The organism is Micromonospora sp. GCM10011542 (assembly GCF_042650685.1).
Classification (GTDB): domain Bacteria; phylum Actinomycetota; class Actinomycetes; order Mycobacteriales; family Micromonosporaceae; genus Micromonospora.
On sequence record NZ_JBHSBO010000026.1, the window covers coordinates 1 to 14,158 of the forward strand.

15 protein-coding genes are annotated in these 14,158 nt (G+C 73.9%); 6 read left to right on the forward strand and 9 right to left on the reverse strand.

The annotated features are described in order from the left end of the window. Both ACFOW4_RS08760 and ACFOW4_RS08765 read right to left on the reverse strand, forming a co-directional pair. Positions 1 to 227 (reverse strand): transposase (locus ACFOW4_RS08760; protein WP_377526206.1); only part of this gene is annotated, 227 nt, incomplete at its 3' end. Between the two features lie 57 nt (positions 228 to 284). Beyond that, positions 285 to 599, reverse strand: coding sequence for an STAS domain-containing protein (locus tag ACFOW4_RS08765; protein WP_377526136.1), 315 nt, complete (start codon positions 597 to 599; stop codon positions 285 to 287). A gap of 95 nt (positions 600 to 694) precedes the next feature. On the opposite strand from ACFOW4_RS08765, the gene map reads away from it, so the two are divergent. Together map and ACFOW4_RS08775 are read left to right on the forward strand one after the other, a co-directional pair. Then, positions 695 to 1,552 (forward strand): type I methionyl aminopeptidase, encoded by an 858-nt coding sequence (gene map / locus ACFOW4_RS08770; protein WP_377526137.1) that lies wholly within the window; start codon positions 695 to 697, stop codon positions 1,550 to 1,552. Continuing rightward, a complete protein-coding gene (locus ACFOW4_RS08775) occupies positions 1,549 to 2,262 on the forward strand; it encodes a VIT1/CCC1 transporter family protein (protein WP_377526138.1) in 714 nt (237 codons plus the stop codon). The genes map and ACFOW4_RS08775 overlap by 4 nt, the downstream gene beginning before the upstream one ends. 6 nt (positions 2,263 to 2,268) lie before the next feature. Here ACFOW4_RS08775 and ACFOW4_RS08780 read toward each other — a convergent pair whose 3' ends face one another. From ACFOW4_RS08780 to ACFOW4_RS08810, 7 genes are all read right to left on the reverse strand, one after another. Further along, positions 2,269 to 3,006, reverse strand: coding sequence for a nucleotidyltransferase domain-containing protein (locus tag ACFOW4_RS08780; RefSeq protein ID WP_377526140.1), 738 nt, complete (start codon positions 3,004 to 3,006; stop codon positions 2,269 to 2,271). 54 nt (positions 3,007 to 3,060) lie between these two features. Further along, positions 3,061 to 3,561 carry a nitroreductase/quinone reductase family protein gene (locus ACFOW4_RS08785; protein WP_377526141.1) on the reverse strand — a complete coding sequence of 167 codons (501 nt, stop codon included), beginning with the start codon at positions 3,559 to 3,561 and terminating at the stop codon, positions 3,061 to 3,063. Between the two features lie 67 nt (positions 3,562 to 3,628). Beyond that, positions 3,629 to 6,424: an FtsX-like permease family protein gene (locus ACFOW4_RS08790; RefSeq protein WP_377526143.1), complete on the reverse strand. Its 2,796-nt coding sequence runs from the start codon at positions 6,422 to 6,424 to the stop codon at positions 3,629 to 3,631. Further along, positions 6,421 to 7,158: an ABC transporter ATP-binding protein gene (locus tag ACFOW4_RS08795; RefSeq protein WP_377526144.1), complete on the reverse strand. Its 738-nt coding sequence runs from the start codon at positions 7,156 to 7,158 to the stop codon at positions 6,421 to 6,423. Before ACFOW4_RS08795 ends, ACFOW4_RS08790 begins: the two co-directional genes overlap by 4 nt. Continuing rightward, positions 7,155 to 7,748 (reverse strand): PadR family transcriptional regulator, encoded by a 594-nt coding sequence (locus ACFOW4_RS08800; protein WP_377526146.1) that lies wholly within the window; start codon positions 7,746 to 7,748, stop codon positions 7,155 to 7,157. Before ACFOW4_RS08800 ends, ACFOW4_RS08795 begins: the two co-directional genes overlap by 4 nt. A gap of 52 nt (positions 7,749 to 7,800) precedes the next feature. Further along, positions 7,801 to 8,250, reverse strand: coding sequence for a ferritin-like domain-containing protein (locus tag ACFOW4_RS08805; protein ID WP_377526147.1), 450 nt, complete (start codon positions 8,248 to 8,250; stop codon positions 7,801 to 7,803). Further along, entirely contained in the window at positions 8,247 to 8,693 is a 447-nt protein-coding gene (locus ACFOW4_RS08810) for a hypothetical protein (protein ID WP_377526208.1), read from the reverse strand. Before ACFOW4_RS08810 ends, ACFOW4_RS08805 begins: the two co-directional genes overlap by 4 nt. 230 nt (positions 8,694 to 8,923) lie before the next feature. Between ACFOW4_RS08810 and rimP the strand changes: the two genes are divergently transcribed. From rimP to infB, 4 genes are all read left to right on the forward strand, one after another. Next, on the forward strand, positions 8,924 to 9,601 hold the full coding sequence (gene rimP, locus ACFOW4_RS08815) for a ribosome maturation factor RimP (RefSeq protein WP_377526149.1): 678 nt from the start codon (positions 8,924 to 8,926) through the stop codon (positions 9,599 to 9,601). Next, entirely contained in the window at positions 9,598 to 10,641 is a 1,044-nt protein-coding gene (gene nusA, locus ACFOW4_RS08820; protein ID WP_377526150.1) for a transcription termination factor NusA, read from the forward strand. Before rimP ends, nusA begins: the two co-directional genes overlap by 4 nt. Before the next feature lie 16 nt (positions 10,642 to 10,657). Next, positions 10,658 to 10,990, forward strand: a complete 333-nt coding sequence (locus ACFOW4_RS08825; protein WP_377526152.1) for a YlxR family protein — start codon at positions 10,658 to 10,660, stop codon at positions 10,988 to 10,990. A gap of 93 nt (positions 10,991 to 11,083) precedes the next feature. Beyond that, positions 11,084 to 14,110 carry a translation initiation factor IF-2 gene (infB, locus tag ACFOW4_RS08830; protein ID WP_377526153.1) on the forward strand — a complete coding sequence of 1,009 codons (3,027 nt, stop codon included), beginning with the start codon at positions 11,084 to 11,086 and terminating at the stop codon, positions 14,108 to 14,110. The last annotated feature ends 48 nt before the right edge of the window (positions 14,111 to 14,158 follow it).

Consider the following 14,158-nt stretch of genomic DNA (forward strand, 5'->3'; position numbering starts at 1 on the left):
AACCATCGATACGCCACGTCCCACGGCGCCAGGTCATGAGGCACATGCCGCCACGCGGTACCGCTGCGCAGCACGTACAGGATCGTGTCGATGACCAACCGACGTGGATACCGCAACGGTCGACCACCCCGACGCGGGTCCCGCCTCGGCAGCAACGGCTCGATCACCGCCCACTGCCCATCCGTCAGCGACGACTCGTACGCCGGTTTACAGACACAGCGACACAGACGTGATCATCGCTGACAGAGTCAGCGATGATCACGCCGAGGTATCACAACACTCTCTCAGGCCGGGCGCAGCCAGCCCTGGTCGCCCAGGCCGGAGATGTCCAGCACCCGGCGGACCTGCCGGGACGGCAGCACGGTGAGGGTGCCCGGAAACTGCTGGGCGAGCCGGACCAAAGCGTGGATGGCAGCCGAGTCGAAGAAGGTGACCGCGCGCAGGTCGAGCACGATCCGCTCGGCGGGCTCGCGCAGCGCGGTCTGGAGCATGGTGTCCGCGGTGGCCATGTCGACCTCGCCGGTCACCACGACCTGGAGGTGGTCACCGTCGATCTCCGCGCTGGCGGAGAAGACGGGTGGTGCTCCCCCTTGATCCACGGAGACACCATGGCACAGCCGGCCTGGCAGGGCAACAACCGGTCCGGCCAGGCCGTGGCGCGGGTCACCGCCGGCTCCGACGATAGGCTTGACGGATGACCGTCCGTGCGCCGCTGACCCCAGGCACGCTCTCCCCGTGGCGACCGGTGCCTGCCCACATCCCGCGACCGGAGTACGTGGGAAAGAAGCGCCCCCAGGAGTGGCGCGGCTCGCACGTGCAGACACCGGAGACCATCGAAAAGATGCGGATCGCCAGTCGGCTGGCCGCGCAGGCGACCCAGCTCGCCGGCGAGCACTGCAAGCCGGGCGTGACCACCGACGAGATCGACCGGGTGGTGCACGAGTTCCTCTGTGACCACGACGCGTACCCGTCGACGCTGGGTTACAAGGGCTTCCCGAAGTCCTGCTGCACCAGCCTCAACGAGGTCATCTGCCACGGCATCCCGGACTCCACGGTCATCCAGGACGGCGACATCGTCAACGTCGACGTGACCGCGTACATCGGTGGGGTGCACGGCGACACCGACGCGACCTTCTGCGTCGGCGCGGTCGACGAGGAGGCCCGGCTGCTGGTCGAGCGGACCCACGAGGCGATGATGCGCGGCATCCGCGCGGTCGCCCCGGGTCGGCAGATCAACGTCATCGGTCGGGTCATCGAGTCGTACGCGAAGCGGTTCGGCTACGGGGTGGTACGCGACTTCACCGGCCACGGCATCGGTGAGTCCTTCCACAGCGGCCTCTACGTGCCGCACTACGACAGCCCCCGGCCCACCGACATCATGGAGCCGGGCATGACGTTCACCATCGAGCCGATGATCACCCTGGGCACCTACCAGTACGACATGTGGGACGACGGCTGGACCGTGGTCACCAAGGACCGCAGGTGGACGGCCCAGTTCGAGCACACCATCGTGGTGACCGAGGACGGCCACGAGATCCTGACCCTGCCGTGACCGAGACACCGGCGGCGTTGCGCGAGGCGCACCACGCGGACGTGTCCGGCGGCTGGCTGCGGCCGGCGGTGTTCGGCGCGATGGACGGTCTGGTCACCAACATCGCCCTGATCGCCGGTGTCGGCGGCGGCGGGGTGTCGCCGCGCAGCATCGTGCTCACCGGCACCGCCGGCCTGGTCGCGGGCGCCATCTCCATGGGCCTCGGCGAGTACACGAGCGTGCGCTCGGCCAACGAGCAGGTCGCCGCCGAGGTGGCCAAGGAACGGCGGGAGCTGGAGCGGCACCCCGAGGCGGAGGCGCGGGAGCTCGCCGACGCCTGGGTGGCCCGGGGCCTGCCCCGAGACCTGGCCACCCAGGTGGCCGAAGCGGTGCGGCGCAACCCGGAGGAGGCGCTGCGGATGCACGTCCGGGAGGAGTTGGGCGTCGACCCCGACGACCAGCCCAGCCCCTGGGCCGCCGCGATCTCCTCGTTCCTGTTCTTCTCGGTGGGCGCGCTGGTCCCGCTGCTGACCTACCTGTTCGGCGCCACCGACCTCTGGCTGGCGCTCGGCGTCGGCGGGCTGGGCCTCTTCGCCGCCGGGGCGGTGGTGGCTCGGTTCACCAACCGTCCCTGGTGGACCAGCGGTCTGCGTCAACTGCTGCTGGGCGCGGCGGCGGCCGCCGCCACCTACCTGGTCGGCAGCCTGATCGGGGTGCAGGGCAGCCTCTGACCCGGGTCAGTGGGTGAGCAGGTCGTCGACCGTGCCGTCGACCGGCCGGCCCCGGGCGGCCAGTTCCTCGGCCTGCCGGGTCAGCACCACACCCACCTCGGTCATGTCCGCGCCGGCCAGCCCGGTGCGGCGCACCGCGTCACCGGGGTCGCGGAAGTAGGTGCGGCTGAGCAGCCCGGTCACGGTGGCCGCGGCGAGCCGCGCCTCACCGAGCATCAGCAGGGCCTGGTCCGTCTCGTACCACTCGGCCAGCCGGGCGGCCCGGGAGTGTGCGGCGCTGCCCCGGTACCAGGCCTGCCGGGCCGCGCCGCTGAACTCCGCCGGTCGGGCGCGGGCCAGCCGGCCCAGATGCTCGTCGCGCAACGTCCGCAGCCACCCGGTCGGGTCGTGCAGCGCCCGGGTGGTCACGTACCGGTCGGCGGTCAGCGGCCAGAGCGGGGAGAGGACGCGGGCCTGCCCGAGGTAGGCCTCGGCGCCGGCCACGGTCAGGTCGACCAGCACGCCGTCCACCCGGCGGGTGGCCGGCGCCGGACCGGTGCCCGGGCGGTACGTGACGATCAGCATGCCGACCTCGCCGTCGCCGCCACCGTCGTCGTCGCCGTGCGCGAGGGGGCCGTGCACCGCCACGGCGAGCACGTCGGCGGGGAAACGTCGTCGAGCCGCGTCGGCGACCCGCTCGGCCACCGTCCACCGTCGATCGTCGAGGTGCCGGTCGACACCGGCCTGCTCGCTGCTCGCGCTCACCGGCTCACTCCTCGCCCTCACCGGAACGACCCCGCCTGGTGACTGGGCGTCAGCCTAGCCAGCGGGCGGGGGCTGGACCGGCACGCCGCGCCCGGTCGGCACCAGCCGGAAGATGCGGATGTCCCGGTCGCCGGCCCGCTGCACGTACGTGCGGTACGCCGGCCACTCGGTGACCAGCAGCTGCCACAGCCGGTCCCGTTCCGCCCCGGCGGCGGGCTCCGCCCGGACCGGGACCCGCCTGCCCTTCACGTCCACCTCGGTGGCCGGCTCGGCGAGCAGGTTCAGCGCCCAGCCGGGCTGGTGGGTCTGCCCCCAGTTGGAGCCGATCACGACGTACGCGTCGCCGTCCGGCACGTAGAGCAGGGGGTTGCTGCGTGGCTTGCCCGACCGGCGACCGGTGGTGGTGATCACCAGGGACGGGATCAGCCCGAGCGCGACCACCCGGCCCCGGGTGAGCCGGCCGACGACCCGGTCGGCGGGGACGAGCAGACGGGCGGCGGCGCCGAACCAGCGGTGGTGGCCGACTCGACGGGTGAGGGTTCCCAGCACGGACACGGGGACCAGTCTGCCGGCTGCGCCGCCCGGCCGGCATCCCCGATCCGGTCCGGTTCCGCGTCGGGGATCAGTCCAGGCGTCGCTCGACCGGCAGGCGGGACCGGGTGAACAGCCCCGCGCCGAGCATCGCCACCAGCGGCACCAGCACCAGAATGCCCAGCGCCGCCCACGGCGTGACGAACGGGTACGGCTCGCGCAGCGGCCAGTCGGTGGCGTACTGCCGGTTGACCGAGACCAGCACGATCGCGGCGGTGCCCAGCCCGGCCGCGATGCCCAGCACCGAACCGACCCCGGCGATGACCCCGGCCTGGCAGACGGCCAGCAGTCGGCGTACCGCCGGGGCGGCGCCGACCGCCGCGAGGGTGGCCAGTTCGGCGCGGCCCTCGGCGGCGGCGAGCGCGGTGGCGATCCCCGCCGCGCCCACCGTGATCAGCCCGGCCGCCGCGGCGAGGAGCAGCAGCATCGGCGAGGTGTTTCGTGTCGCGGTGCCGTACTCCACGTTGAGCGAGAACGCGCCGACGTGCTCGAGCGCGGCGGTGAACCGTTCCTGCCTCTTCCGGTCGGGCGGGGTTGGCGTGCTCACCGCCCACTCGGACTGCGTCCAGTGCAGCCCGAGCCGTCGGGCCGCCGGGTCGGACAGCAGCAGCCGGGGCGGTCCGACCGCCGCGGGCAGCGCGTACCCGGCCAGCGTGGCCGCGGAGGTGGCCGGCTGACTGTCGCTGTCCGTCCCACGGGTCACCGTCACGGTCACCAGGCCGTTGTGCAGGTAGCGCGGGTCGGTCACCACCACTCCGCCGGTGCGCAGCACCGCGGTGGCTGTGGCGGTCGTCGCCGGGTCCGCGCCGGTGAGGATCGGCAGCGCGCTGCCGTCGTCCACTGTGGGCTGCACGTACGCGCCGTAGTAGTCGACGTTGGGAGCCACGCAGCGCGGGTCGGCCAGGGCCCGCCGCCGGTCCGCCGCGGACAGGTCGTCCCCCGGCTGCCAGGGGCAGGCCCGCTCCGGCGGCAGCTGCGGGGCGACGTAGCAGAAGCCGGCGGGGCCGGGCTGCGGTGCGCACGTCGGAGTCCGCACCGGGGCCACCGCGTCGGCGCCGAGGTGGTCCCGGGCCGCGCGGGTGACCTGCTCCAGCGTGGCTGCGGGCCGCTCCGCCGGCTCGGACGGTCTGACCAGCAGGTGACCGCGCGGCATCATCGGCTGGTAGGCGTGCACGTTGCGGGCCTCGCCGCTGGCCAGGTAGACGCCGAGCGCGACGCTGCTGGCGACCGCCGCCATCACGGCGCAGATGGCCGGCGCCGCGGCGGCCCGGTTGCGGCTCGCGTCGCGGAGCGCGATCCGCGGCGCCAGCGGCAGGACCCGGCCGAACCGGGCGAGCAGGCCGACCAGAGTGGGGGTGCAGCAGACCAGGCCCAGTTCGCCCAGGATCAGGCCGGTCAGGATCACCGTCGACGAGGTCCGGGTGGCGCCGAACGCGGCCAGCGCCGTCCCACCCACCACCAGCGTCAGCCCGATGGCCAACCACCGGGGCCGCGGCGGGGGCGGGGTACGCCGCCCGGCCAACCCCTCGACCACGTCCTGCCGGGCGGCCGTCCAAGCCGGTGCCAGCGCGGCGAGCACCCCGGCCAGGACGGCCACCGCGGCGAGCAGGGCCAGCGCGGTCGGCCAGCAGCGGTACCCGCCGAAGCGGGCGGTGAAGACGTACTGCTCGACGAGCGGACGGCCGGCGAACGCCGCGCCGACGCCGAGGAGCAGCCCTGCGACGGCGCCCAGCAGTCCCAGCACCACGCCGTCGGCGAGCACGATGCGTCGCAGCTGGGCGGCGTCACCGCCGGCCACCGCGACCAGTGCCAGGTCTCGGCGCCGCCGGCGCACGCCGACCGCGAAGGCCGGTCCGACCAGCAGCACCACCTCCAGCAGCCCGAGGCCGCCGATCAGCACGACGGTGCCGAGCTGGCCGGGGTCGGTCGGGCCGAGCGAACCGGGCCAGAGCCGGGACGGCGACGAGCCGGGCAGGTCACGTCGGGTGACCACCACGCCATGGTGGTTGAGTCGGGACACCAGCGCGGCGTCGACGTCACCGGGCAGGTCGGCCAGCCAGGCGCTGTCCGGCTCCAGAGCGGTTCTGGGCACGGCGGCCGGGTGCAGCGCGAACACCGGACCGAGATCGTCGGCGAACTCGACCACCCCGACGATGGTGTACACGCGGATCCCGTCGGCGGTCGCCACGGCGTCGCCGAGCCCGACCCGCAGGTGCCGCAGCGCCGCCGCGCTCACCGCCACCTCACCCGGCTGCTGCGGGGCCCGCCCGGCCTCGAAGCGCACCAGCGGGCGGGCCAGCGGGTCGGTGAGATCCAGCGCCCGCGCCTGGACGGTCTCGTCGCCCTCGGGGGTGCGCACCCCCAGCGGGATCCGCCAGCGCACCTCGGTGACCCGGCTGCCGGGGTCGAGCAGCGCCGACACCTCCTCGGAGGTGGCGACCCGGGCGTTCGGTGGCAGGTCCCCGTCCAGGGGATACCAGCTCTCGCCCCGCTCGTCCTGCCGGACCGGGACGTCGGCGACCCAGCGCAGCTCCGCGTCGGCCGCGCCGAGCCGGCGGTCGATTCGCTCCTGCGGGGTCAGCTCCGCCATGTCGTAGCTGGCTGCGACGAAGGTCAGGACCAGCACCGGCAGAGCGATCATCGCGAGCACGAGGGCGGTACGCCGGCGGGCCCGGCCCGCCTCCCGCCGGGCGATCCGCAGCGCGGCCCGCCAGGAACCGGTCAGTTCGGCGAGCCGTCGCCGGTCGGCCCGGCTCGGCGCCCCGACCGGCCGGATCGCCGGTATGTCCGCCCCGCCGGGGGCCCGCGGCGCCCGGCGTACGCTCACCGGTCGCTACCGGACAGCAGTTGCTCGACGCTGCCCAGCGGGGCTGTCGTGTCCACCAGCACCCCGTCGCGCAGGAACACCACCCGGTCGGCCCACCCCGCGTGCCGGGCCTCGTGGGTGACCAGGACGGCGGCGGCGCCCGCGTCGACCCGGCGGCGCAGCAGGTGCAGCACCGCCTCGCCGGTCTGCGAGTCCAGCGCTCCGGTCGGCTCGTCGGCGAGCATCAGCCGCCGCTGACCGACCAGCGCCCGGGCGATCGCCACCCGCTGCTGCTGCCCGCCGGAGAGCTGGTCGGGGAAACGGTCGCCCAGCTCCGGCAGGCCCACCTCGGCCAGCGCGGCCAGGGCCAGCGTCCGGGCCCGGCGGACACCGGTGCCGTCCAGCTCCAGTGGGAGCGCGACGTTCTCCACCGCGCTCAGGCTGCCCAGCAGGTTGAGCTGCTGGAAGACGTAGCCGATCCGACGGCGGCGCAACTGGGCCAGCCCCCGGCGGTCGAGCGCGCCCAGCGGTTGCCCCTCGACCCGTACCTCCCCGCTCGTGGGGCGGTCCAGGCCGCCGGCCAGGGCCAGCAAGGTCGACTTCCCGGAGCCCGACGGACCCATGACGGCGACCAGCTCGCCGGGCCGGACGACCAGGCTGACGCCCCGTAGCGCGTGCACCGCCGCGGGGCCCGCGCCGTGGGTGCGGTGGACGGCGCGCAGCTCCAGCACCGCGTCGTCGTCCGCTCCGCTCACCGTCGCGCCTCCTCGTCGGCCCACCGCTGCGCACCGGGTGCCGCGCTCCCGGCGGGTGGGGGTGCCGGGGCTCCGGGGCGGTGCCGGACCAGGCTGGTCTCGCAGTGGTCCAGCCAGCGGACCTCCGCCTCGGCCTGGAACACCATCGAGTCCAGCACCAGCCGCCAGGGCAGGTCCTCCGGCCGGTCGCTCGCGTACTTCAACCGGGTCAACTCCTGCAACGCCCGCATCGTCGCGCTGCGCTGGGTCTGCACCACCGAGCGGACGTCCACCCCCGGGGTGGTCAGCGCCAGCGCCAGCTTGATCGCCAGCTCGTCGCGGGGCCGGTCGGTGCGACTGATCGGGGTGGCGAACCACAGTGCCAGGTCCGCCCGTCCAGCGTCGGTGATCTCGTACGGACGCTGTCCGGCCTCACTCTCCGGCAGGGGACGAACCAGGCCATCCCGTTCCAACCGGGACAGCGTGGTGTACACCTGCCCGATGTTCAGCGGCCAGGTCGACCCGGTCGACTCCTCGAACGCGGCGCGCAGCTGGTAGCCGTACATCTGGCCGCGTTCGAGCAGGGCGAGCAGCCCGTGACGGATGGACATGGCAACGGAGTATGCATACCTGGTATGCGTACCGCAACCGGAGCGGACCAGCTCAGGCCGGTCGGCCGGGGAACGGAACGGTCAGCGGGGCGACTCCGGCCGTCCGGCGCCAGCGGGTGGAACGCACCGCGTAGTCCACCAGGGCGGCCAGAGCGAGATCCCGGTCGGCGCCCGTGGTGGCCGCCAGCGCCGCGCGCCAGTGCGCCGCGGTGCGTTCCTCGACCTCGACAGCCAACCGCAGAGCACTGGCCCGGTCGGTGACCGGGAACGGCAGCGCGTACCCGGCCCGGTCCGCCGGTACCGTGCCGCCGGCCGTGCTGAGCTGCACCACCAACGCGTCGCGTCGGCGCCGGTGCGCGGCCTCCGCCTGGCGCGCGGCGTCCCGGGCCGCCCCGGTGAGCCGTACCCCGATCGGGCCGTAGGCGTAGATGGCCGCGTACTCGGCGGAGAGGGCGGCGGCGAGCGCCTCCCCGGCGGTGGGCGTGGCGAAGCGCTGGGTCACTTCAGTGCCTCCTGGTGGGTGGCCCGGGCGGCGACGATCGACCCGAGCAGCGCCGCCCGGTCGGCCGGGGCGGCGGCGCAGGCCCGGGTGGCGGACTGCTGGCCGGTCTTCTCCAGGCCGCGCAGGTCGGCCAGCGCGCCGGCCGGGTCCGCCGCGGCGGTCGGCGGCGCGGCGGGCGAGCTGGGCAGCGGTACGCCGATCACCCGGGCCAGCTCGGCGGCGTGTGCCGTGTGGGCCTCGGCGATCGGACCGAGCCGGTCGGCCAGCTCCGGGTGGGCGGTGGCGCCCGCCCGGTGCGCCGCGGCCAGAGCCAGCGACTCGTCCAGCAGCGGACGCAGCGGGTCCGGTCCCGGCGGCGGCTCCTCGTCACGGTCGAAAAGATCACAGCCGGTCAGCGGCACGGCGGCGCCGCCGAGCGCCACCAGCACCCCGGCGCGCAGCAACTTTCGCCGGGAATGCCCGGATGCCTGGTCGCGCTGTGTCGTTCTGCCCGTCGCCACCGGACAAGTCAACACCATCGCCGCCGCTCCGGGGGCCACTGGCGTCGGTGCGCCGCCCGGCCCGGCGACGGGCAGGCGCGTTACGCTCTGCGCAGCCACCGGCGCGTCCGCTCCGGTGGCGTGACGGCATGGCGGGACGACCCGTCGCCGTCGATCAGGGAAAGGGTGCGGAGATGACGCAGCGTGGCCGTGCCACCGGGTCGACGGGGCGACCCCGCGGCGGTGGAGGTCCCCGCGGCGGCGACCTCGCCGCCCGACGCGACCGGTTGCGGGCCGTGATCGAGCCGGTGGTCGCCGACGTGGGCTACGACCTGGAGGACCTCACCGTCTCCCGGGCGGGCCGCCGCCACGTGGTGCGGGTGATCGTGGACGCCGACGGCGGGATCGATCTGGACGCCGTCGCCGACGTCTCCCGGGCCGTCTCCAAGGCGCTGGACGCCGCGGAGGAGGCCGGCGGCGACATCGTCGCCGGGGAGTACCAGCTCGAGGTCAGCTCTCCGGGCGTGGACCGACCGCTGACCCTGCCCCGACACTGGCGGCGCAACGTGGGCCGGCTGGTCAAGGTCACCGTCCGGGGCGCCGCGGCGGCGCCCGGCCAGCGCGGCGAGCAGCCCGCCGGTGACCGCCAGCTGACCGGCCGGGTGGTGGCAGCCGACGACGACAGCGTGCAGCTGGAGACCGACGACGGCCGCACCGACTGGACGTACGCCCAGCTGGGCCCCGGCCGGGTGCAGGTCGAGTTCACCCGCCCCGGCGAGCCGGACGAGTTCGACGACGCGGACGACACCGACGACACCGACGAGTCAGACGACTTCGACGACGAAGATGATGTGGAGGACGAGGAGAGGTGAACATCGACCTCGCGGCGCTGCGCGCACTCGAGCGCGAGCGGGAGATCCCGTTCGACACGATTCTCGCGGCGATCGAGACCGCGTTGCTGACCGCCTACCGGCACACCGACGGCGCGGAGCCGCACGCCCGGGTGGAGATCGACCGTAAGTCGGGCGCCGCCCTGGTGTACGCGCAGGAGATGGACGAGGACGGCACGCTCGTGCGCGAGTGGGACGACACCCCGCACGACTTCGGCCGGATCGCCGCCATGACAGCCAAGCAGGTGATCCTCCAGCGGCTGCGGGAGGCCACCGACGAGGTGCACTTCGGCGAGTACGTCGGCCGCGAGGGCGACCTGGTCACCGGCGTGGTGCAGGCGCACGAGATCCGGACCGAGAAGGGCATCGTCAGCGTCGACCTCGGCAAGCTCGAGGGCGTGCTGCCGCAGTCCGAGCAGGTGCCCGGCGAGCGGTACGCGCACGGCGAGCGGATCCGGTGCGTGGTGGTGCACGTGGCCAAGGGCATGCGCGGACCGCAGATCACCCTGTCCCGGTCGCACCCGGCGCTGGTCAAGAAGCTGTTCGCGCTGGAGGTGCCGGAGATCGCCGACGGCACGGTGGAGATCGGTGCGATCGCCCGCGAGGCCGGGCACCGCACCAAGATCGCCGTACGCTCCACCACGCCGGGCGTCAACGCCAAGGGTGCCTGCATCGGCCCGATGGGGCAGCGGGTACGCGCGGTGATGAGCGAGCTGCACGGTGAGAAGATCGACATCATCGACTGGTCGGACGACCCGGCCACCTTCGTCGGCAACGCCCTGTCGCCGGCCAAGGCGCTCCGGGTCGAGGTGGTCGACCTGGCCACCCGGACGGCCCGGGTCACCGTGCCCGACTTCCAGCTCTCCCTCGCCATCGGCCGGGAGGGGCAGAATGCCCGCCTCGCGGCCCGCTTGACCGGTTGGCGGATCGACATCCGCTCCGACGCCGAGCAGGCCGGTCCGGCCGCGCGGGGCGGGGCTGATCACGTCCGGGAGCCGGGCGGCGCGATCTCGGGCAGCTAGGGGTAGACTTCTTCCAGTGGTACGACGCGCACAACCGGAACGCACCTGTGTGGGTTGCCGGAGACGCGCGCCGGCCAGCGAATTGCTGCGGGTCGTCGCGGTCGGGGACGAGGCTGGTCACAGCCTCCGGCCTGACCCAGCCCGCAGGTTGCCGGGTCGGGGAGCGAACATGCACCCGGATCCGGCCTGCTTCGCGCTGGCGGTGCGGCGCCGCGCCTTCGGGCGTGCGCTGCGCATCACCGGGGTCCCTGACCACGGTGAGCTGGCGAAGCACGTCGATGCGCCAACCACTACGTCCGGTCAGCCCGACCGGGCGAGGGTCGCTAGCAGGGTAGGACGACCGACATGAGCACACGATGAAGTCCCTGAAATGACCAGGCTTCAAGTGCACGAGTGAGGTCGCTGCGGGTGCTGCCCGCACGACCTCGGAGTGAGGAGTGCAGTGGCAGGCAAGGCCCGCGTACACGAGCTGGCAAAAGAGCTCGGGGTCGAGAGTAAGACCGTTCTCGCCAAGTTGAAGGAAATGGGCGAGTTCGTGAAGTCCGCGTCCAGCACGGTCGAGGCGCCCGTCGCCCGACGGCTGCGTAACGCATTCGTCGCGTCCGCCGGTGCTCCGGCGTCGGCAGCCGCCCCGTCGGCGCCCGCGTCCGCGCCGGCTTCGACCCCGACGCCGTCCCCGACCCCGACCCCGACCCCGGGCGCGCCCCGGGTCTCGGCCAGGCCGATGCCGCCGCGGCGACCGTCCGCGCCGGCGCCCGGTCCGAAGCCGAAGGGGCCGGTTCCCGGCGCACCGCAGCCGGCGACCCCGGTCGCCAAGCCGGCGAGCGCCCACGACATCGAGGTGGCGGCCGCCGAGGCGCGTGCCGCCGCGCTGAAGGCTGAGCAGGAGGCCGCGGTCAAGGCCGCGCAGGCCGCCCGCCAGCAGCAGCGGGACAACGTCCGCCGGGAGCCTCCGGCCGACGGCAACCGGCCCGGCCCCCGGCCGGGTCCCACCGCCATGCCCCCTCGTCCCGGTTCGCCGGCCGCCGGTCGTCCCGGCGCGCCGACCCCGGGCCCGGGTGCCCGGCCGGGCGGTCGCCCGCCGGCGCGCGGTGCCGGTAACAACCCGTTCGGCATCCAGGGTGGCCAGCAGCGGCCCCCGGCCGCCGGCGCGGGTGGCCCCCGGCCCAGCACCCCGGCGGGGATGCCGCCGCGGCCCAGCCCGGCCTCCATGCCGCCGCGGCCCAGCCCGGCGTCCATGCCCAGCCAGCGTCCGGCCACCGGTCGCCCCGGCGGTCCCGGTGGCGCTGGTCGCCCCGGCGGCGGCGCGGGTCGTCCTGGTGGCGGTGGCGGCGGCTTCCGTGGCGGTCCCGGTGGCGGCGGCGGTGCCGGTGGCGGCGGTGGTTACCGCGGCGGTCCCGGTGGCGGCGGCGGTGCCGGCGGCGGTGGATACCGCGGTGGTCCCGGTGGCGGTGGCGGTGCTCCCGGCGGCGGTTTCCGCCCGGGTGCCCCGGCCGGCGGCGGTGGTCGTCCCGGTGGTGGCGGTCGTGGCCGTGGCGGCGGCGCCGCGGGTGCCTTCGGGCGTCCGGGTGGTCGTCCGACCCGTGGCCGCAAGTCCAAGAAGCAGCGCAGACAGGAGTTCGACAACCTGTCGGCTCCGACCATGAGCTCGGGTGCTCCCCGGGGTCAGGGTCAGGTCGTCCGGCTCTCCCGTGGCGCCTCGCTCTCGGACTTCGCCGACAAGATCAACGCCAACCCGGGTTCGCTGGTCCAGGAGATGTTCAACCTGGGCGAGATGGTCACCGCGACCCAGTCCTGCTCTGACGAGACCCTGCAGCTGCTGGGTGAGCACCTCGGTTTCGACGTGCAGATCGTCAGCCCGGAGGACGAGGACCGCGAGCTGCTCGCGCAGTTCAACATCGACCTCGACGCGGAGGTGGCCGAGGAGCGTCTGGTCAGCCGTGCGCCGGTGGTGACCGTCATGGGTCACGTCGACCACGGTAAGACCAAGCTGCTCGACGCGATCCGCAAGGCGAACGTCGTGGCGGGCGAGGCGGGTGGCATCACCCAGCACATCGGCGCCTACCAGGTCCACGTCCCGCACGAGGGCGAGGACCGGGCGGTCACCTTCATCGACACCCCGGGTCACGAGGCGTTCACCGCCATGCGTGCCCGTGGTGCCCAGGTCACGGACATCGTGATCCTGGTCGTCGCGGCCGACGACGGTGTCATGCCGCAGACGATCGAGGCGTTGAACCACGCCAAGGCGGCCGACGTGCCGATCGTGGTCGCGGTCAACAAGGTCGACAAGCCGGACGCCAACCCGGACAAGGTCCGCCAGCAGCTGACCGAGTACGGCCTGGTCGCCGAGGAGTACGGCGGCGAGACCATGTTCGTCAACGTTGCCGCCAAGCCGGGCATCGGCATCGAGGAGCTCCTCGAGGCCGTCCTGCTGACCGCCGACGCGTCGCTGGAGCTCACCGCTCCGATCGACGGGCCCGCGCAGGGTGTCGCCATCGAGGCGCACCTGGACAAGGGCCGCGGTGCGGTGGCGACGGTGCTGGTGCAGAAGGGCACCCTGCGGGCCGGCGACTCGATCGTCGCCGGTGGGGCGCACGGCCGGGTCCGGGCGATGCTCGACGAGAACGGCAACCAGCTCACCGAGGCCGGTCCTGCGCGTCCGGTCATGGTGCTGGGTCTGACCGCGCCTCCCGGCGCGGGCGACACGTTCCTCGCCGCGGCGGACGACCGTACGGTGCGGCAGATCGCCGAGCAGCGGCAGGCACGGCGGCGGGCGGCGTCCTTCGCCAACTCCCGCGGTCGGGCCACCCTCGAGACGCTCATGGAGCAGCTCAAGGAGGGCGAGAAGACCTCGCTCAACCTCATCCTCAAGGGCGATGTCTCCGGTTCCGTGGAGGCCCTCGAGGACGCGCTGTTCAACCTCGACATCCCCGAGGAGGTCCAGCTCAAGGTCCTCGACCGGGGTGTCGGCGCGATCACCGAGAGCAACGTCATGCTCGCGAGCGCCTCGTCCGAGCCGGTCACGATCATCGGCTTCAACGTGCGGGCCTCCAACAAGGTCCGTGAGATGGCCGACCGCGAGGGCGTGGAGATCCGGTACTACACGGTCATCTACCAGGCCATCGAGGAGATCGAGGCGGCGCTCAAGGGCCTGCTCAAGCCGGAGTACGAGGAGGTCGAGCTGGGCACCGCGGAGATCCGCGACGTCTTCCGCTCGTCCAAGATCGGCAACATCTCCGGCTGCATCGTCCGGTCGGGTGTCCTTCGCCGCAACGCGAAGGCGCGCCTGCTGCGCGACGGAGCGGTCGTGGCGGACAACCTCACGATCAGCTCGCTGAAGCGGTTCAAGGACGACGCCACGGAGGTCCGCGAGGGCTTCGAGTGTGGTCTGACCCTGGGTGGTTACAACAACGTCCAGGTCGGCGACATCATCGAGACCTTCGAGATGCGGGAGAAGGCTCGCGCCTGATCCTGCGGTGACGCACTGATCGAGGGGTTTACGCCGCAAGGCGTAAAC

Excerpts from the sequence above, each read along its gene's own strand:
- map (WP_377526137.1), top strand. The coding sequence starts at position 695 with ATGACCGTCCGTGCGCCGCTGACCCCAGGCACGCTCTCCCCGTGGCGA.
- ACFOW4_RS08800 (WP_377526146.1), bottom strand. The coding sequence starts at position 7,748 with ATGTCCATCCGTCACGGGCTGCTCGCCCTGCTCGAACGCGGCCAGATG.
- rimP (WP_377526149.1), top strand. The coding sequence starts at position 8,924 with ATGACGCAGCGTGGCCGTGCCACCGGGTCGACGGGGCGACCCCGCGGC.